This is a genomic window from Streptomyces sp. NBC_00190 (assembly GCF_036203305.1).
In the GTDB taxonomy this organism is placed as follows: Bacteria; Actinomycetota; Actinomycetes; order Streptomycetales; family Streptomycetaceae; genus Streptomyces.
The window spans coordinates 1-17717 of record NZ_CP108131.1; the positions used below are offsets into that span (position 1 = coordinate 1).

The window sequence follows — 17717 nt, forward strand, 5'->3', positions numbered from 1 at the left end:
CACAGCGCTGCGCGCTGTGACAGAGAGTCGCCTCGCTGCGCTCGGCGAGGCCCGGCCTTCGGCCGGGTGCGGTCGCTTCGCTCCCTTGCCTCGCGGTGCTCGGCTGCTCCGAAGTTCCTGAGCGCTGCGCGCTCAGGAGAGAACCGCCTCGCTGCGCTCGACGGGGCTCGGCTTCGCCGAGCCAGGGCCGGCCCTTTGGGCCGGAGTCCTGCGCTTCGCTCCGGACGGGTTCGGGGTTCCGCTGCGCTCCACCCCGAACGGCCCGCGCTGCGGGCCCGGGTGACCCCGGGCGGGTTGCGTGGCTTGGGCAGGAGGCCGGCCGCGGGGCCTGATGCACCACGGCCTGGTGCTCAGGGAGCTCCCCATCCGGGCCCGCCTGGACCTCGCGTGCATCACTCTGAGGAGCGGATAGCATCTGGGATCCACCCCACGATGCCCATACAGCGCCTGGCCGGCCGGGCACCGTGGGCACGGTACCCGACCCGGACCCAAGAACCGTGTCCCTGAACGCCCCTGACTGGGCGTCTCCAGGCTCCTGAACTGCACAGATACCTCAGGGGTGTCCGAGGACAGGAACGGCCCACACGCGAGCGCTAACCCCCCAGCCCGCCGTCCGGGGCCCCACCAACCACGAAAACACACCAAACTGATGGTCCGTCAGGAGTGATCTGAGAATTCAGGGCGTCGCACAAAGAAAATTCATGCAGGTCTCCGGAGAAACATTGAATAACGCCACGAATTCCGTATCACTAGGTCCCGCAGACAAATCCTGCTCAGTCTCATCTCCACGATCGCCAGCGTGACGGACAGTCCACAGCGGGACGCCGGAGACGGGACTTGCGGGCCTAACCCGCCCCCGGTGCAACCTCAACCGGCGATGGCGGACGGCTCCGTGTCAAGCCTTCGCGAATCCGCGTCACGGACGCACTCGGCGGCCTCTGACCAGGCACGGAACGCAAATTCGCGAGAACTCGCACCCCGACAGCCGGACTCACACAGTTGCCCTCGCACCACCCACAGCCCGGCACCCTGCCGGCCCAACCAAAGGACCACCATGACCACCACCACGACCCAGACCAACGAGACCACGGCCGCCCAGGCCGCCGAGACAGACGCAGAGCTGGCGCGGCTGCGGCGCGAGCGACCCGTCCTCCTCCTGGTGATCACCTTCGCCCTCACGATGCTCGGCACCGTGCTCGCCATCGGCGCAGCGCTCTTCGTCCGGTGGGCGCCGGCCTGGGCCGACCCCTTCGCGGTCGGCGCCGCCACCTTCGCCGTGTTCCTGACCCTCACGCTGCCCGCCCTGCGGCACCTGTGGCACCAGTAACACCACACGACGCGCGGGCCCGGCCATCCGGAGGGACAGCCGGGCCCACACAGGGCAGACGGCCGGTCCGGGTGTTCCCAGTCGGAACACCCGGACCGGCGGCGTCAAGCAGCGACCGGAGGGCGTACGCCACGGAACTGAGAGGCGGCACGCGGAGAGCCGCCCACCAGGTGGGCGACCCTCCGCGTTCTAACGATGAGCCCCCAGCCCGGCCGGTCAACCGCGCCCGCCGCACCCCCGGCAGTCGCCAGAACCGTTGCAGCTAGAGCACTTGTCAGCCCCGGAACCGCCTCGCTGTCCCGTTCCACCACAGTTGTGGCAGTTCCCGCTGTTTGAACACGTCTGACATGTCATGGATTCCCCGTCCGTCGGATCAACCCCATATGGTCCGCTCGCCTGAGCTCCACAGCAAGGGGCATCAGCCCGGGTCCTCCTCCACATTGCCCCCGCGCCTACCCTGAGGAACCTGAGTCCCTGACACCCAGCCAGGACGACAACGGCATCCGAGGCGCCCAGGCATCAGCTGGCCGCGCGCGGTGCATCCTGCCCGTTGCCGGACGGATCGGGCCCCTGGCAGCATGCCCTGTCTATGGCGAAGAAACAGAAACTTCCCTTTCCGGTCGCGGTCGTCACCGTCGACAGCCCTCAACAGGCCCGCACCGTCGCCAGCAGTTGGATAGTTTGGGGCGGTAGATGCTTCGAGGCCGGCGGAGCGCTCTCCTCCCTGAGCGTGAGCGCGGCGGAGCTCGGGGCCCACGAGGTCATCGGAGCGCGCGTGACCGCCATTCCGGGCATCTCCTACACGAGTCTGGTGGCCTACGGGACCGCGATCACGTACAGATAGAGCGAGCCCACATGGCTTGCACACCGACCCAACCCTGCGCCGAACTGGCATCTACGCTACGCACGACACCGAGATACTCACTGGCCGCAGGCCAGCCTGGGTCTTGACCCGCCTACGGGTGGCTCTGTCCACGAGAAGGAGCAGCGATTCGACGTCGGTTGGGGAGGCACACTCGGCCAGGGAGCGCGTCGCAATGTTCACGAGAACTGACAGCACCAGGCCTCTCCCGCATAGCCGTCGGCGAAGCGTGATGGGCTCCTTGACCTTGATCTTCGCGCGGCGACCCGTTCATGATCGTCGTATGAGTCAGCACTCGGTAACCTTGGACGAGATCGTTTTGGAGGACTGGCCGGCCGTTCACTCCTGGGCGTGCCTCCCGGAGGTATGCCGCTATCAGTCCTGGGGGCCGAACACAGAGGTCCAGACACAGGACTTCGTGGACTCCGCGGTCAAGGCCTGGTCGGGCACCCCTCAGCGCCGGTTCCCCTACGTCGCCCGCGTCGGGCGGGATGTGGTGGGCATGGGTGAGCTGCATGTCCGCAGCCATAAGCAGCGCCAGGGCGAGATCTCATACATCGTGCATCCCCGGGTATGGGGGCAGGGCATCGGCACGGAAATAGGCCGGCAGCTGCTCGCGCACGGGTTCGGCGAGCTGGGGCTCCATCGGATCCATGCCACCTGTGACCCGAGGAATCTCGGCTCCTCCCGAGTACTATCCAAGATCGGTATGACGCATGAGGGACGCCTGCGCCACACGGCACTGCTCCACGACGGCTGGCGAGACTCCATGATCTTCAGCAGCCTCGAAGGGGAATGGCGCTCCACTGCGTAACCCCGCCAGCGGGTGCTGTCGCTTCTCGTGAACATCGACCTCGGTGCGTCCTCGCCGCAATCGCCGGCGCCACCATCGCGATCACCAGCTGGGCGGCACCGACGCCCTGCCCTACGTGACCGCCACCACCCTGATCACCATGCCCATCGCGCTCACCGCCGGGAACTTCATCACCTACCAGCCCCTGGTGACAGCCGGCACCTGGATCGCCACCACCGCAGGCCTCCTGTAGACCCGCAGGTGATCACGGGTGCACAGTGGCGCCTCAGGCCGAGCCCTGGCCGAAGCCGGTGGCCTGCCGCACCAGCCCAAGCCCGTACGCATCCGCCGGCCAGAAGACCCGCTCACCCCCGACGATGCGGCTCCTGGCTGTTCTGCCGCAACTCAATGGCCAGATCCCAAACTGCTTGCTGGAATTCATCGACAGGTACGACATGTCGGCGCCCGTCGCGCACAGGCCAGAAGGCGATATAGCAGCGGAGGCAGACGCTCGCCTCCCGCCAAACGTGCACCCGGAACGGCAAAAGCTCCTCGCTCTCGCGGTCGGCCCTTGAGGCATCCGCAGAGGAACGCAGGAGCCAGCGCAGCACGAGAAGCGCGCAGGGTAAGACCACGGCCACTGCCGCTATGGTGCGGGCTTTCGCCGTACCCAGGTCAGGGCCTGCAATGAGCAGGTACACGGGGATCAAGAACACGAGCATGCCGAAGTAGCAGCCACAGCTATCTACCTCAGCCCTCTGGTGCCTGGGAGGGCTGACCCGCAACGCGAGATCGCTCTGGTTCCATCCGCTGTAGTCGACAGAGCCCCCGCCGCCCCACGAACTCGACGGGGAAGCCGTTCCTCCGGAGCTGCCGCCTCCGCCCTCATAGACGGTGCGTACGCTTCGAACCTGGTCAAGTTGTCGGCACCGTGGGCACGCAGACAAGCCCTCACCCCTCACGCTCCGTCAGGCAATGATCCCGACTGTATGTGCGAACTCGTCTGCAGGACAGCTCCATTCCCATGACCCCCTTTTGGGGCTTACCAGGTGACAGCCGGCACCTGGCTCGCCACCACCGCAGGCCTCCTGTAGACCCGCAGGTGATCACGGGTGCACGGTGACGCTCAGGCCGGACCCTGGCCGCAGGACCGGCCGCACGCCCTTGGAGATACCGGCTCGTATGGCTACGGCCCGGTAGCAGGTAGCGCCGGTTCCTCACCGGTCTGACCGGTCTCGGTGGCGCCGAAGGCCTGGAAAAGCGCGGGAAGGTCACCCGCGGCGGCCTTGTCGACGGCCTTGGCATGGAGCCGGTAGCGCAGCACCGCGCGCAGTGCGGGAACCGTGAGAGTGGCCAGGCCCAGGAGCAGCGCGGGGACCTCCACCGCCGGGTACAGAGTGGCGACCAGGCCGGCCGCTGCCGATAGGGCGCCGGTTACCAGGTTCCGAATCATGTTCACCGTTGTGCCTCACTTCCGCTTATCCGTGTGGCGCTGGGTGCGGCCACGGATCAAGCGTCGAGCGCGGCGGATTGGTGCGGCAGAGGGAACGGCGGTTCCCGCTCAACCGGTAACAGCAGGTCAACGCCCTTGGACTCAGGGGACTTTCACCCTGCTGCGCGTGTGCGTGACAATCGTGGATCCGGCCTGCGCCAGACCGCACGCGCGGGGCGGTCGACGAGGGGGCACGGGGATGGGTGAACCGAAGGCGGTCGGGCTGGCGGCCGCCGCCTACGCGGCCGCGCTGCGCGCCGCGGTGCACGGCTTCACGATGCAGGGCGGCACGCAGAAGGAGATCGCGGTCGCCGCGCATGTCGCCCCGGCCACCCTCTCGCGCTACCTCAGCGGCGACAGGGTCGCCCCGCCCACCTTCGTCGCGCGCCTGGACTCGTTCCTCGCGGAGCGGGGCCGGCCCCTGGACGCCGGAGTGCGGGAGCGGCTTGACGAGCTGTGCGCCCGGGCCCATGAGGCCAGCCGGTCACCGGCCGTCCAGCTGGTAATCCTCAAGCAGGAACTCGCCCGGGTACAGGGAGAGAAACAGGCCGGTGAGGCGGAACTGGCCGCGCTCAAGGAGCATGCGGACCAGCTGGCCGGTGAGCTGGAGCAGGCGCTGGAGCAGGCCCGCCACGCGGAGACGGGACTAGGCGTCCTCGAACAGCGTGTCACCGAGCAGGACAAGAAGCTCCAGGACGCCCAGGCCTACACCCGCCGGCTGGAGGCGGAACTCACCGCGCAGCACGACCAGGTCGTCCTCGTACAGCGAGAAGTCGAAGTCCTGCGCCGCCAGAACAAGACCCTCCTCGACGAGAGCACCGCCACCACCATGTCCGGCGGAACGCTCGAAGGCGCCGTTCCCGCCGTGTCAACGCAGGCCACCAGCGGGAAGGCGGAGCGGGAAGCCCCGGCTCCCCTCCCGCCACGGGATCTTTCCACCAGCACCTTCAAGCCGCTGATGCCAACCCCCGCGCCTCCGCCGGAGCGCAGGCCGCTCCTGGGTCGTGCGGACACCAAAGAACAGTTCACAGGGCAGCTGCGGGCGCTACGCGCCCGGGCCGGCGGCAAGAGGGTCTGGCCAGCCGAAAAACTCGCCGGCCTGAGCCCCAGCAGGCCCTACGGCAACAGCTCCACGCAAGAGGACACTGCCCTGATGGACCGATGGTTCGCCAATGGCGAGTTCCCGCACGACTGGCGCCGGCTTAGGCCGGTCCTGCGCGGGCTGGGCGCAACCTCTTTAGAGGTCAAAACCTTCGCCGCCTCCTACGACAGGATCGGGAAAGGGCGCACGGCCAGGACGTCGGACGTGATGACGGCGGTCCTTGTCCTGGCCGCGATGGCCGTGATCTACCTCGGCGCCACCGCCGTCCTCCAAAGCGATACCGAATCGGGGACCTCGAAGACCCTCACCGCCCTCGGAGCGCTACTGGCCTCCGCGATCATCGGGGGAACAGGCGCGACACTGATCGCTCCGAACCCCGACAAGCCCTCTCCCCACGCGGAGTGGCCCTACACCCTGATCTTCTGCTGTGCCCCGATCACCCTGATCGCCAGCGTCATCGTCCCGTTCGCCACCGGCACCGACACCTGGGGCCACTGGATCGCAGACCTACTCGGACTGCTCTGACACACCACGACGGAGAGCCCCGCGTTCCCCTGGGGAACAGCCCGGGCCACACTGGCGGGGTGATCACGCGCCGCCCGCTGGGCACGGGCCCCCGTCCCGCCACCGACACCCCGGCCGCAGCCGGCCCCCGGGCACTCCTCGCGGCCGAGGCGGTCGAGGTGGCCCCGGCCGCCGAGGCCACCTCGGCCACGAGCCCCGCCGACCGGTCCGCCGCCGCGCCCGGCCGCCGCCACCTGGGCCCCGGAACTGCGGCGGCCGACCACTGACCGGCCGTCACCGGCCATATCTGTAGTCACCACTAGGCAAGCGGTGAGTTCTTTCTGCCCAGTTCAGGGCACGTTGAGGACCTGGAGCTCACCGATCGCAAGGCTGGTGGCACTCTCGCGGGTGGTAGTGAGTGTGCCGGTCTGCCCAGCGCCGGCCCAGGAGATGTTCCCGAACTCCGGTGAGTACGGGGTGCCCGGCCCGGTGCAGGTGATGGTCGCGCCGTCGCCCATCGACCACACGATCGTGCGGACCGTGGCGGTCGCGGTGACCGTCACCGACCCGGCCGAGGCGGACGCGGTGGCCGGGCCGGTGCGGGTCGGGCCCGGCCGGTTCCACATCCACACCGGCATCCCGACCAGGCCCTTGCCTTCAGGCTTCGGCACGATGCCGATGTCCGGCCCTTCCAGGCGCAGGCGCTCGACCGCCTGCTGCGCGAGCGCCTGGACGTCGACACCGCCGCTGGCCGGACCGGTCGCGGACCCGCGGATCCCGCCGCGGACGTCACCGTTCGCGCTGGGGCAGGTGACCAGGTACAGCCGCCCGCCCGGATCCCCCGGCTTCCAGCCCTCCGGTGCACCCGTGTCGAACCCCGGCGGCAGGCCCCCGGCAGGGCCGTCGGTCGGCTTCCAGTAGCAGGAGTCCGCCGAGTTGAACGTGCCCATCTCCGGGGTGGAGCAGGGCACCTCCTGGCCGTCGATCGCGCACGAGGGCCTGCCCACCTCCCCAGGGGGCTTGCCCGGCTTGCCGCCAGGCTTGCCCGGGGCGGGCTGGCCCGGGTCCTGAGCTGTGATGTCACAGTCCAGGTCCCGCGGCGGGCACACCACCCCGCCCCCAGGCCCGTCCGCGACCGCGAGCGGCACGGCGGCCGCCCAGAGCAGGCCGGCCGCCACGGCCGCCGCCCCGAGCCGGGGCCAGCTCAGCACGTGCGGTCCCGCTCGATCGTCGAGCTGTAGACCAGCCACGGCCCCGTGCCCGTGCGCTGCGCGGTCGACTTCACCACGTGCGCGGCCCGGACGGCACCGCCACCGGCGTGCCGTCCTTGCTCACCTTGTCGTAGCCGCTGGAGTCGACGCAGTCGGTGATGACCGCGCGCCGCGGATCGCTGGCGGTGTCGATCGAGTCGACCACCGCGGAGCGGGCCGGCTGCCCCGCCAACACGGTGTTCTTCTGCTGGTACCAGAACAGCGTCGCCTTGATGTCCGCAAGCGCCGTGTCGGTCGCGTAGCGCTCCAGCTCCGGGTCCAGCGCTCCCGCGGCGTATGAGCGGACCTCAGCCGCCCCCATACCCGCGTACACGGCCAGCACAGCGGCCTTCTCCGCCGCCTGAGGGTCAGCCGTCCCAGACGCCAGCACCGACGCCACAGACGGTCCTGCAGGCCCCTTCGCGTCCGTCCCCGAACCCCCGCAGCCCGCCAGGATCACAGCCGCCACCCCAACACCCGCAACCCGTAACCCGTAACCCGTAACCCGCCGCACCATGCCTCCCGCTCTCGTGATCACGCCACGCTAACGACCACAACCCCCGCAATCACCCGGGAAACCAGCCAGCCTCCACACCCACCTCATCCCCACCCGCCAACCTCCACCCCGATCCCCCCACAACCCGCCCCTTCGCCCCGCCCAGACCTAAAGTCTGGCCAGTCACCGGTCGAAAAAATGGCGCCTGCCCAGGGACGATGCGCGGTGAGTCCGCGCGCACGTTCCCCCCATGCGTACCCCCCTCGCGCACCCCCTTGGATCCCCCCATGGGCTCCCCCGATGGGTACCCCCATGTGCGCCAGGGCGGATCGGGGCCGAGCGTGTGTCACACAAGGACTCCCACGGGGGTTGACGGGCTAGCGCCATGGTCAGACCCGTGACACGGCCCCGGTGTGACAGGGCGTGTGACAGGCCGGTGTGACACCCGGCCGGGACGTGGTCGCGGCCCATGTGCACGCGGGTGCAGTGCACGCGCGAACGGCGGGGCCGCCCTGGAGAGGGCCGCCCCGCCGTCGGTTCCTCGCTCAGGCTGCGAGGCGCTCTACAAAGCGCCGGGCGTCGATCGGCGAGTTGGCGGCGCGTCGAGCTATGGCCGCTTCCGCCGCGTCGAACCAACTGGGCTTCGGGTACACCTGCTGCTTCCTGGCCCATTCGTTGTACTGGGGACCGAACTGGGAGGAGTGGAACTGAACGAGCCAGAACACGGCGAACGGGCTCACATCCCGAACCCGGGACCAGGCGGCGAACCAGGCCGGCAGCCTGTCGCGCGACACCTGGCAGCCCTGAAGGAAGCTCAGGTACTGCAGGATGTCGACGGGCATGGCCTGCCCGTTGACGATGCGGTGGGCCGTGCTTCGGGACAGGTTCCAGCCTTCGGCCCGCTCGGACAGCACTCGAAGCGACGGGCGACCGGCGGCAGCGTAGGCGTCCCGCAGGGCACGGCTCAGGTCGGCTTCGCTGGAGGCGAGGTCGGGCCGCGGTACGGCCGTAGAGCCGCTGGGCCGGCGCCAGGCCTCCTGCGCGCGGGAGTGGAGTTGCCGCGCGCGCTCGTGGTGGGGGGTGCCGCTGCTGATGCCACAGGCGCCCAGATACCCCTCAACGCACTCCCAGGTGGGCAGCGTCTTCCCAGACGCGGCGCGCTTGAGGGGGGAGGCTCCCCGCTGGCTGCGCTCCGCCAGCGTGCTGTAGGGGATACCGCCTCGCACGTCGCGGAGGAACTGGGCCAGCTCCCCCAGCGCGGGGACCGTGTGGTCGACAGGGGCTTCGGGGCGCCCCACCCGGCCCACTAGTTCACGCTCCCGTTGCCGGGGCCCCCGAGGGCGGCGTTCAGCAGCCGCCGCAGCAGGCCGCCCCCGCCGCCCTTGCCGTTCCTGACGTTGGAGGCGACCAGGACGGCGACGCTGACCGCGCCAGCGCCGCCCAGCAGGACGAGGATGTCCTGCACGGGCATGTGCGCGATGAGGCTGAGGAGCACGGCGGCCGCCAGATAGGCGGCGATGACGAAGGCGTGGGCCATGCCGAAGCGCACGCCGGAGGCCGGGGCCGAGGCCCCGTCGATCGTGTTCAATTCAGACACCCTTCACGGGTAGGGGTCGACGGCCCTCTCTAGGGCCGCCGACCGGCTGCTACTGGCTCCAACAGGCCGAATTCCGCTAGGTGATTGGCGTCACCTGAGCAGCGGAACGAAGCACTGCCGACCAAGAATCCCAGCCCGTAGCCCCTCTACGCCAAGAGCCCTGTGTTGGCCCCGAAGATGTCCCAATTGTTGGCCCCGAGCCCAACGCACCCGCATGACCTCTGACCTGCGAAAATGCTGCTTCCTGGGCGTCCGAAATTCATTGGCCCGACTTTTGTCCCAGCAAGGTAAGTGATACCTCAGCCACGGCGGCCGTAGCCTCAACCTCGTTACGCGCGCTATCCCCGATGGCGAGTCATGCGCGTTTACAGGCGCCCTGTCTGCTACTGGCTCCAACCAAGGCACACACCAGGGACATTGCGGGTCACGTTGGCGCGTGGCCCGCACGGCGGCCGATGAGCGTACCCACGGTGCGGACATCGGCCTTTGCCGTACCCGAGGCAACCAGCGGACCAAAACCCGCACAACGCCACCTGAGGGCCTTTCAGGGCCCTCTCCAACAAAGGACCCGGGGTCTCGCCGTTCGGCCCTCACGCGGCCACGCAGAGCCCGTGCCGGGCCTGTCGCGGTCCCCACTCCGGCCGGAGAGGCCGGATCCTCTCCTCGCAGGGCTTCAGCAGTCGGCCGCACTCCGGTTCCGCCCCGAGGCTGTCGCACCCATCCCAGACCCACGGTTCAGACCCCCCCACCGCAGGACACACCGCTCGTGTCGCGCCGACAGGCCGACCCGCACGACAGGCCCCCCACGACAGCTCCGGTGGGCTTCCCGCGCACGCGGGTGCACGCGCACGCGTGCACGCCTTGGGATCGGTCGCTCCGGCCGGGGCACACACAAAATCAGCCTCGGGGTCGGTGCCGGCGGGGCCGTGAGGGACCGTCACCAGGACACCGTCCGCACCAGGAAGCCGCAGGCGCCCCGCTGAGCGCCTTTCGGGAACCGCTGCGACCGGAGGGGCCGGAGGGGCCGGAGGGGCCGGAACGGGCCGGAACGGGCCGGAACGGGCCGGAACGGGCCGGAGGGGCCGGAGGGGCCGGAACGGGCGGAGGGGCCGGAACGGGCTGTGAGACGCTCAGCGGGGCGCATAGCGGCTAGAACAGGGTTGCTGCGGCCTGCGGTTCGGTCTGCTGGGCGTAGGCGGCCAACTCGGGGTGCTCCCGGACCAGCTGCTCACGCAGCCGCCGGACCTCCTCAGCCTCCGCCGCCCGGCGGGCGCGGACCTCCGCGCTCTTGGCCGCTTCGCGCCCGGCGTGCTCGGCGCAGGCGTCGGCCAGCATCGCGTTCCACTGGGCGGCCGCCTTGGCCCTCTCGGCCTGGGCGGCGTACGCCGCGTCCCGCTCGGCGAGCAGGTCCGCCGTGGCGTGCTCGATCAGCTCGGCCTCGGTCCGGTCGTGGCACTGCCAGCACAGGCCATCGGTCGGCCGGGTGCCCTTGCCGGTCGCTGTGCAGCCCTTGCCCTCGCAGTCCCACCACACCGGGGTCGGCCCGGTCTCCCCACGGGGCCCGGGCACGATGCCCTGCCGCCGCGCGGCAAGGCGTTCCGCCCTGCGCTTCTCGCACTTCGGGCAGACGTCCTGCGGGCCCAGTTGGATCCGGGCGCCGTCCTCGCACATCGGGTCCGGGCAATCCGTGGGCGGGCGCACCAGGCCCACCGCAACACCGACCGCTGAGCCGATCCCCTTGCCGCCCGGCAAGGCGTCCGTGGCGTAGCCGTGGTTCCACCACCGGCGCCGCACCCGCGCTGCCAGCTGCTCAGCGGACCGGCGGCCAGGGCGGCCAGGATCGTGTCCCGGATGACCACCGGCCGGTACTTCGGCAGCAGGACGGTCAGGGCCTCGGGCCAGGCAGCCTCCACCATGCCCACCGCCGCGGCCTGCTCGGCCGAGAACCGGGTTGAGGTTCCCCCGAGATGCGGGGATGGGTGACAGAGGGTCAGATGGGTCTCATGAGAGGAGCCCAGACGATGCCTGCCCCGAGGAAGTACCCCAAGACCACGGAGTTATGGCTTGTCCGCCGCTGTCAACAGGGGCGAGGTATTTGGGAGAAGTGCCGGTCAGGGCAACGGGACTCCTGGTAGAGCGAGGAAGCCGACCAAGGTCTTCCCGCCTGAAGGAGCCCCGTTGCCCGTTCAGTGTTCCACCGTCACGCTCACGTCGTCCATCACCGTCGCCGACGGGGTCTTCGCTCCGGGGCATCTGGGCGAGCTGACCCGGCACCTGCCCTTTGAACTGGTCGATGACGTGCTGGAACGTACTGGCGGAACCCAGCGGAGGCTGAGGCTGCTGCCGTCGAGGGTGGGCGTCTACTTCGTGCTGGCACTGGTTCTCTTCCCGCAGCTGGGCTACATGCGGGTGTGGGACAAACTCACCTGCGGGCTGCGCGGGCTCCTTCCACCGCGTCCGTCGGAGAAGGCGCTGCGAGAGGTGCGCCGGCGGCTGGGCGCCGCGCCGCTGCGGCTGCTCTTCGAGACACTGGCCGGTCCCGTGGCACAGCCGATCACACCAGGGGTGCGTTACAGGTGCTGGCGCACAGTCGCCTTCGACGGCTGCAGCTCCACCAAGGCTCCTGACCGGCCGCGAGTCTGCGCCTGGCTGGGCAAACACAAGCATCGTTACGGCACGGACGGATATCCGATGCTGAAGATCATGGTGCTGTGCGAGACCGGAACCCGGGCCCTGCTCGGCGCCGTCTTCGGACCGACGCCCGAGAAGGAGACCGGTTACGCCGAGCAGCTGCTACCACTGCTGGACAACAGGATGCTGCTGCTCAACGACCGGGGCTTCGACTCCGACGACTTCCTCGCGAAAGTCGCGGCCACCGGCGCCCAGCTGCTGGTACGCCTGAAGGGAACACGGACACCCGCACGCTGGGCACTCCTGCCGGACGGGTCATTCCTGACCAGGATTAACGGGACCCGGCTGAGGATCATCGATGCGCACATCGCGGTGACGACCGCCAAAGGGCTGCGGCTGGAAGGCCACTACCGGCTGGCCACCACGCTGACCGATCACCGTCGCTACCCCGCCGCAGAGCTGGTGGAGCTCTACCACGAGCGATGGGAGATCGAGTCCGCGTTCTACTCGCTTCGGCACACCCTGCAGCACGGCCTGGTGCTGCGATCCCAGGACGCGACCGGGATCCAGCAGGAGCTCTGGGCTCACCTGACCGTCTACCAGGCACTGCGCCGCGCGATGGCCGAGGCCGTCGAGACCCTCCCCGGCGCCGACCCGGACCGCGCCTCCTTCACCGTCGCCCTGGAGACCGCAAAAGACCAGCTCATCGCCGCAGCCGACGTACTGCCCGACACCGGACCGGGACGAATCACACCGGCCCTGCTGCGCGATCTGCTCCCACCCCGCCGGGCCCGCGTCAACCCACGCCGCGTCAAATGCCCGATCTCCCGCTACGCCGCCCCGCCCCACCAGGCACAAGTCCTGGGCGCCTCCAGGATCACCAGCATCAGTGTCACCGTGAACCCCTCCGCCGGCCCAGGCCCCGACGGACGCCGCGACCGCACACTGCAACTCCTGCGAACCGATCCCCACCGCACCTGGCGCGTATGTGAAATCGCCCGCGGTATCGGACTGGAGGATCCCCAAGGACTACGCGCAGAACTGGGACGCTGGGTCCGCGAAGGAATCCTCCGCCGCACCGGCCGGGGCCTCTACACCCTCGAACCCGAGTGGACCACCCCAACCCACAAGCCCCTGTCCCCGCCCCTGTTGACAGCGGCGGACAAGCCATAACTCCGTGGTCTTGGAAGTACCCGCTGGAGTTGCGTGAGCGTGCGGTCCGGATGTACCGCACGGCCGAGCCGAAGCCTGTGATCCGCCGCATGGCCGAGGAACTCGGTGTGCACCACGAGGCCCTGCGTAACTGGATCCGTCAGGCCGAGGCCGATGCCGGCGAGCGAGGCGACATGCTCACCACCGCTGAGCGTGAGGAGCTGGCCGCCTTGCGCAGGGAGAATGCCCAGCTCAAGCGGGCGAACGAGGTCCTGCGGACGGCCTCGGCTTTTTTCGCGGCCCAGCTCGACCCGACCCGGCCCAGGTGACCGAGCTCGTCGACGAGCACCCGCACCTGGGGGTCGAGCCCGTACTCCGGGAACTGAACATCCCCTCCTCCACCTACTACCGCTGGCGCCAGGCCGAGACCGAGCCGTGCGAACGGCACCGCCGAGACGCCGAGCTGACCAGCAGGATCCGTCAGGTCCACGACGAGTCCGGCGGAGTCTATGGCTCACCCCGTGTGCACGCCGTCCTCAAGCGCGAGGGTGTCCATGTCGGCCGCAAACGCATCGAACGGCTCATGCGCCAGGCCGGCCTCGCCGGAATCAGCCCACGCCGGGGCAAGAGCTTCACCCGACGTGACCCAGACGCGGATCCGGCCCCTGACCTGGTGCAACGCGACTTCACCGCGAACCGGCCGAACCGGCTGTGGGTCACCGACCTGACCATGATCCCCACCGGGGAGGGCCCACTGTGGCTCTCCGCGATCCGCGACGCGTTCTCCCGCCGCGTAGTGGCCTGGGAAGCCTCCGCCCGCGCCGACGCCGACCTGGTCCTCACCTCGCTGGAATACGCCCTGGCCAGCCGCGAAGTCACCCCCAGCCAGCTCATTCACCACGCCGATCACGGCTGTCAATACACGTCCGTGAAGCTCACAACACGCCTGGTCAGGGCCGGGATCCAGGCGTCCATGGGCTCGGTCGGCGACTCGTACGACAACGCCCTCGCCGAGAACCTGTGGATGGTGATCAAGACCGAGTGCATCCGCGGACGGGCCTTCGCCACCAGAGCCGAAGCGAACCTCGCGCTCTTTGAGTACATCGACGGCTTCTACAACCCCCGCCGCATCCAGAAACAGCTCGGCTATCTCAGCCCCATCGAGTACGAGGAAAAGCACTACGCCAACCAGGCAACGACCGAACAAGTGAACCTGAAACCACGTCAACCCGCCCTGACCAGCTAGTCAGCCACTCCCGCACTGCGGGGGAACCTCACTCGTGGGCGTCTCCGACCGGCTTGCGGTCCTGCCAGCTCGTCACTTCAGCTCCTTCTCAAGGCCGCCTCCCTTCGCGCCGGCCGCCTCCTGCAATCGGGGGAAATCTCCGCTCACCCCCTTGATCAGGTCCCCTGAACGTCCGTTGTTGTCAGTGCAAGGGTCCGATGTCGCGTTCGCGTCATCGGCGCCCGCCACGGAAGACCATCGCACGAGCAGGAGTGACCCACCATGGCCTTGCTTACCCACACTTTGAGGCGGCGTGCCTCTGCCGCTGCCACCGTTCTGGCCCTGGGCGCCGCCCTGCCCCTCGCCATCGGGGCCACACCCGCATACGCCCAGGGCAACCTGGGCATTACGAAAACCCACGCGGGGGACTTCCCCCGAGGCGGGCAAGGCTTCTACCGGATCGTGATCAGCAATAACGATCAGGCCGCGGCCATCGGCGCAACGGTGATGACCGACGTCCTCCCCCAAGGCCTCACAATCGAGGATTTCTACACCCGCGGGCCCTTTGGCTCCTGTGGCGTGCACGCCACGGACACCGTGCTCACCTGTAACATCGATTCCCTGCCTCCCGACGCCGACTTCATTGTCGCGATCATCGTCAACGTGGCTGACGACGCTCCCTGCACCGTCACCAACACCGCCACCATCGTCGAGCAGGCCGGAGGCGGCCTCAGCGCCAGATCCAGTGACCAGGCCTCCATCACCGGCGGAACCTGCAATGGGAACGGCGGCACCGGGAACGGGAACGGTGGCAACGGGAACGGCGGCACTGGGAACGGTTCGTTCCTGCCCACCAACCTCAACCTCAGCGGCACCCTGCCGACATACAACAGCACCACGAACAACACCTTCCACAGCCAGGGAACAACCAACACCACCACCCAGGACTCGCACCCAAACCCCTGACAACACCAGATCCACATCACCGGAGCTGGCTTCGTTGAGGGCCTGTGTGATGTCGTGATCAGTCGGTGGCTTTGAGGAGGTCGTCGATCCAGATCATTGAGGCGCGGAGGTGGAGTCCGGCTGAGGTGGCTTTCCGGAGTCTTGTCATGGCGGGTGGCGATGCCTCGCCACGCCTTCAGCTTGTTGATCAGGCGCTCGACGGTGTTCCGTTCCTTGTAGAGGTCGGTGTCGTGGCTGACGGGCCGACCGCCCCCGCTGCCCTTCTTCATCCGGTTGGCGGCTTGCTCCTTCTTCTCCGGGATGACTGCCTTGATACCGCGTTTGCGCAGGTAGGCGTGATTGCCGCAGGATGAGTAGGCTTTGTCTGCGACGACGGCACCGTGCCTGGTGCGGGGGCGGCCGACGGGCAGACGGTTGCGTACCCTCTCGGGCACGGGGACGAATTGCGGGCCGTCCGCGGCCTTCCCGGCGGTCAGGACAAACGTGAGCGGACGACACTTGCGGTCCGCGGCGAGGTGGACCTTGCTGGTAAGTCCGCGGCCGCCGATCGCGCGAAGGCTGAGCATGTAGCGCGGCGCCAGGAGGAGGAGTCTGGCGTCGAGTCCAGCGAACGTCTCGGCCGTCGCAGATGGGGTATCGAACGCACCATGTCCTGGCTCACGGCTACCGTCGGCTCAACCACCGCCACGAACGCAATCCCCGCAACTACCTGGCCTTCCTCAGCCTCGCAGCCGCCCTCTGCTGCTACAAACGACTCGTCCGCCTCACCACATAGGACATGGTCTAAGTAGCCGTTGCTCTATCGATCAAGGTGGTCGTGAGTTCGAGTGTGGTTGCCCGGCCGGGTGATCTTCGGCCGGTCTGGGCATGAAGGCAGGGCCTCCCGAACAGCTCGTGGGTGTCGAATCCATCCGAGCGTCAGGAGACCCTGGTGCCGCAGTCTTTCGTGCTGTCCCCCGCGTCGTCCAACTCGCCTTCCCGGTCGTGTGACTGCCTCGCCCACATGTACGGGAACGCGAGCGATCGTCCGAGCCGGGAGCCCCGATATCCGTCGGACATGACGGACGCGGAATGGGCCGAGGTCCGTGCCGCACTTCCGGTGCCGGGCTGGCTGGAGGGCCGCGGCGGACAGCCGGAGGGCTATTGCCACCGGCAGATGGTCGACGCGGTCCGCTACCTGGTCGCGGGCGGCGTCACCTGGCGGGCGATGCCCGCGGACTTCCCCGCGTGGGACCGCGTCTACGCCTTCTTCCGACGCTGGCGCGACAAAGGCCTGACGGCCGAGTTCCACGACCGGCTCCGCGACCGGATCCGTGAAGCGGCCGGCCGCGACCTGGAACCGACGGCGGGCATCATCGACGCCCAGTCGGTGAAAGGCGCCGCATCGATGCCGGCCGCGACCAGGGGCTTCGACGGCGGCAAGAAGGTCAACGGCCGCAAGCGCCACATCGTGGTGGACACCCTCGGTCTGCTGCTGACCGTCGTGGTCACGGCGGCATCCGTCACTGACCGGGACGCGGGACAGACACTGCTGGCCCGGCTGCGCGAGCGGCACTGGCGCATCACGCTGGTCTGGGCCGACGGCGGCTACACCGGCCAACTCGTCGACCTCGCCCGCAACGTGCTGCGGATCGCGCTGACGGTGGTCAAACGCAGCGACGACACCACAGGCTTCGTCGTCCTGCCGAAAAGATGGCTGGTGGAGCGCACGTTCGCATGGCTGATGCGCTCACGCCGCCTGGCCCGCGACTACGAAGCCCGCACCGACAGCGCCGAGGCGATGATCCTGTGGTCGATGAGCATGCTCATGAGCCGTCGCCTCGCCCGGCGACGGCACTGAACATCCCCGGGCGTTCCTCTGCCAGCCATCCCCGCGCGGCCAGGCGCTTCACCTTCGACCGCACTCCCTCCACCTTCGCAGGCACCGGCTCCAGCCCGACCGCCACTGCGAGTTGCCGGCAGTCCATCGCCCCGACACCCGACCCGATCCCACCAGCCAGAACGTCCACGAGCTGCTGGTAATCCGGCGCCAGCACCGCAGCGCCGAGGCCTTCTCGCCACACCGGCACCACCGAGCCGGCCACCGCACCCACAACCCGCGCCGGCCGCCCGCCGGCCACCACGACCGGTGGCACCTCCTCGCCTCCGCACGGTTCCGCCAGGACCTCGGCCACCGTCTCCCGGGCGATCACGAACCGCTCCCACGCGGCCTCCGCCTCCCGCAGCTCGGCCTGAAGAACGTCCACTCGCTGCCGAGCGGCTCGTTCACGCTCCTCCAGCAGCCCCATCACCGACGGCATCCAGCACCTCCACCGAAGAG

Annotated in this window: 18 protein-coding genes and 2 pseudogenes; 12 read left to right on the forward strand and 8 right to left on the reverse strand. The window is 69.1% G+C overall.

What is annotated here, in order from left to right:
• Positions 1-1054 precede the first annotated feature (1054 nt).
• The 4 genes from OG429_RS00005 to OG429_RS00020 all read left to right on the forward strand — a co-directional run bounded on the left by OG429_RS00005 (position 1055) and on the right by OG429_RS00020 (position 3235).
• On the forward strand, positions 1055-1327 hold the full coding sequence (locus OG429_RS00005; protein WP_328923206.1) for a hypothetical protein: 273 nt from the start codon (positions 1055-1057) through the stop codon (positions 1325-1327).
• 589 nt (positions 1328-1916) lie between these two features.
• Positions 1917-2171 (forward strand): hypothetical protein, encoded by a 255-nt coding sequence (locus OG429_RS00010; protein WP_328923207.1) that lies wholly within the window; start codon positions 1917-1919, stop codon positions 2169-2171.
• A 301-nt stretch (positions 2172-2472) separates the two neighbouring features.
• Positions 2473-3003: a GNAT family N-acetyltransferase gene (locus tag OG429_RS00015; protein ID WP_328923208.1), complete on the forward strand. Its 531-nt coding sequence runs from the start codon at positions 2473-2475 to the stop codon at positions 3001-3003.
• Positions 3004-3046: 43 nt separating this feature from the next.
• A complete protein-coding gene (locus tag OG429_RS00020; protein ID WP_328923209.1) occupies positions 3047-3235 on the forward strand; it encodes a hypothetical protein in 189 nt (62 codons plus the stop codon).
• A 933-nt stretch (positions 3236-4168) separates the two neighbouring features.
• Here the strand turns inward: OG429_RS00020 and OG429_RS00025 are convergent.
• Positions 4169-4435 carry a hypothetical protein gene (locus tag OG429_RS00025; RefSeq protein WP_328923210.1) on the reverse strand — a complete coding sequence of 89 codons (267 nt, stop codon included), beginning with the start codon at positions 4433-4435 and terminating at the stop codon, positions 4169-4171.
• 238 nt (positions 4436-4673) lie between these two features.
• On the opposite strand from OG429_RS00025, the gene OG429_RS00030 reads away from it, so the two are divergent.
• Positions 4674-6101 carry a helix-turn-helix domain-containing protein gene (locus OG429_RS00030; protein WP_328923211.1) on the forward strand — a complete coding sequence of 476 codons (1428 nt, stop codon included), beginning with the start codon at positions 4674-4676 and terminating at the stop codon, positions 6099-6101.
• A gap of 59 nt (positions 6102-6160) precedes the next feature.
• Positions 6161-6367: a hypothetical protein gene (locus OG429_RS00035; RefSeq protein WP_328923212.1), complete on the forward strand. Its 207-nt coding sequence runs from the start codon at positions 6161-6163 to the stop codon at positions 6365-6367.
• A 63-nt stretch (positions 6368-6430) separates the two neighbouring features.
• Here OG429_RS00035 and OG429_RS00040 read toward each other — a convergent pair whose 3' ends face one another.
• From OG429_RS00040 to OG429_RS00060, 5 genes are all read right to left on the reverse strand, one after another.
• Positions 6431-7291: a hypothetical protein gene (locus OG429_RS00040; RefSeq protein ID WP_328923213.1), complete on the reverse strand. Its 861-nt coding sequence runs from the start codon at positions 7289-7291 to the stop codon at positions 6431-6433.
• A 70-nt stretch (positions 7292-7361) separates the two neighbouring features.
• Positions 7362-7673 (reverse strand): hypothetical protein, encoded by a 312-nt coding sequence (locus tag OG429_RS00045; RefSeq protein WP_328923214.1) that lies wholly within the window; start codon positions 7671-7673, stop codon positions 7362-7364.
• Positions 7674-8371: 698 nt separating this feature from the next.
• On the reverse strand, positions 8372-9124 hold the full coding sequence (locus OG429_RS00050; RefSeq protein ID WP_328923215.1) for an XRE family transcriptional regulator: 753 nt from the start codon (positions 9122-9124) through the stop codon (positions 8372-8374).
• Positions 9125-9132: 8 nt separating this feature from the next.
• Positions 9133-9423, reverse strand: a complete 291-nt coding sequence (locus OG429_RS00055; protein ID WP_328923216.1) for a hypothetical protein — start codon at positions 9421-9423, stop codon at positions 9133-9135.
• 1149 nt (positions 9424-10572) lie between these two features.
• Entirely contained in the window at positions 10573-11217 is a 645-nt protein-coding gene (locus OG429_RS00060) for a hypothetical protein (RefSeq protein WP_328923217.1), read from the reverse strand.
• A gap of 384 nt (positions 11218-11601) precedes the next feature.
• Here OG429_RS00060 and OG429_RS00065 point away from each other — a divergent pair, with 384 nt between their 5' ends.
• From OG429_RS00065 to OG429_RS00080, 4 genes are all read left to right on the forward strand, one after another.
• The gene (locus tag OG429_RS00065; protein WP_328923218.1) at positions 11602-13227 is read left to right on the forward strand and encodes an IS4 family transposase; all 1626 of its coding nucleotides are present in this window, start codon (positions 11602-11604) and stop codon (positions 13225-13227) included.
• Complete coding sequence (locus OG429_RS00070; RefSeq protein ID WP_328923219.1) at positions 13164-13535, forward strand: transposase; 372 nt, start codon at positions 13164-13166, stop codon at positions 13533-13535. The genes OG429_RS00065 and OG429_RS00070 overlap by 64 nt, the downstream gene beginning before the upstream one ends.
• Positions 13532-14452, forward strand: coding sequence for an IS3 family transposase (locus OG429_RS00075; protein ID WP_328923220.1), 921 nt, complete (start codon positions 13532-13534; stop codon positions 14450-14452). Before OG429_RS00070 ends, OG429_RS00075 begins: the two co-directional genes overlap by 4 nt.
• A gap of 261 nt (positions 14453-14713) precedes the next feature.
• The gene (locus OG429_RS00080; protein ID WP_328923221.1) at positions 14714-15397 is read left to right on the forward strand and encodes a hypothetical protein; all 684 of its coding nucleotides are present in this window, start codon (positions 14714-14716) and stop codon (positions 15395-15397) included.
• Positions 15398-15455: 58 nt separating this feature from the next.
• On the opposite strand, the pseudogene OG429_RS00085 reads toward OG429_RS00080, so the two are convergent.
• Positions 15456-15933: pseudogene (locus tag OG429_RS00085) on the reverse strand (IS5 family transposase); the annotation flags it as partial.
• A 57-nt stretch (positions 15934-15990) separates the two neighbouring features.
• Between OG429_RS00085 and OG429_RS00090 the strand changes: the two are divergent.
• A pseudogene (locus tag OG429_RS00090) lies at positions 15991-16172 on the forward strand (transposase); the annotation flags it as partial.
• A gap of 282 nt (positions 16173-16454) precedes the next feature.
• A complete protein-coding gene (locus OG429_RS00095; protein ID WP_328923222.1) occupies positions 16455-17237 on the forward strand; it encodes an IS5 family transposase in 783 nt (260 codons plus the stop codon).
• Here the strand turns inward: OG429_RS00095 and OG429_RS00100 are convergent.
• Entirely contained in the window at positions 17203-17685 is a 483-nt protein-coding gene (locus tag OG429_RS00100) for a hypothetical protein (RefSeq protein WP_328923223.1), read from the reverse strand. The two genes, OG429_RS00095 and OG429_RS00100, sit on opposite strands and share 35 nt — an antisense overlap.
• Between the last annotated feature and the right edge of the window lie 32 nt (positions 17686-17717).

What these genes read in the sequence shown, in the direction of transcription:
- OG429_RS00005 (WP_328923206.1), top strand. Translation starts at nt 1,055, where the DNA reads ATGACCACCACCACGACCCAGACCAACGAGACCACGGCCGCCCAGGCC.
- OG429_RS00010 (WP_328923207.1), top strand. Translation starts at nt 1,917, where the DNA reads ATGGCGAAGAAACAGAAACTTCCCTTTCCGGTCGCGGTCGTCACCGTC.
- OG429_RS00015 (WP_328923208.1), top strand. Translation starts at nt 2,473, where the DNA reads ATGAGTCAGCACTCGGTAACCTTGGACGAGATCGTTTTGGAGGACTGG.
- OG429_RS00025 (WP_328923210.1), bottom strand. Translation starts at nt 4,435, where the DNA reads ATGATTCGGAACCTGGTAACCGGCGCCCTATCGGCAGCGGCCGGCCTG.
- OG429_RS00030 (WP_328923211.1), top strand. Translation starts at nt 4,674, where the DNA reads ATGGGTGAACCGAAGGCGGTCGGGCTGGCGGCCGCCGCCTACGCGGCC.
- OG429_RS00080 (WP_328923221.1), top strand. Translation starts at nt 14,714, where the DNA reads ATGGCCTTGCTTACCCACACTTTGAGGCGGCGTGCCTCTGCCGCTGCC.
- OG429_RS00095 (WP_328923222.1), top strand. Translation starts at nt 16,455, where the DNA reads ATGACGGACGCGGAATGGGCCGAGGTCCGTGCCGCACTTCCGGTGCCG.
- OG429_RS00100 (WP_328923223.1), bottom strand. Translation starts at nt 17,685, where the DNA reads ATGGGGCTGCTGGAGGAGCGTGAACGAGCCGCTCGGCAGCGAGTGGAC.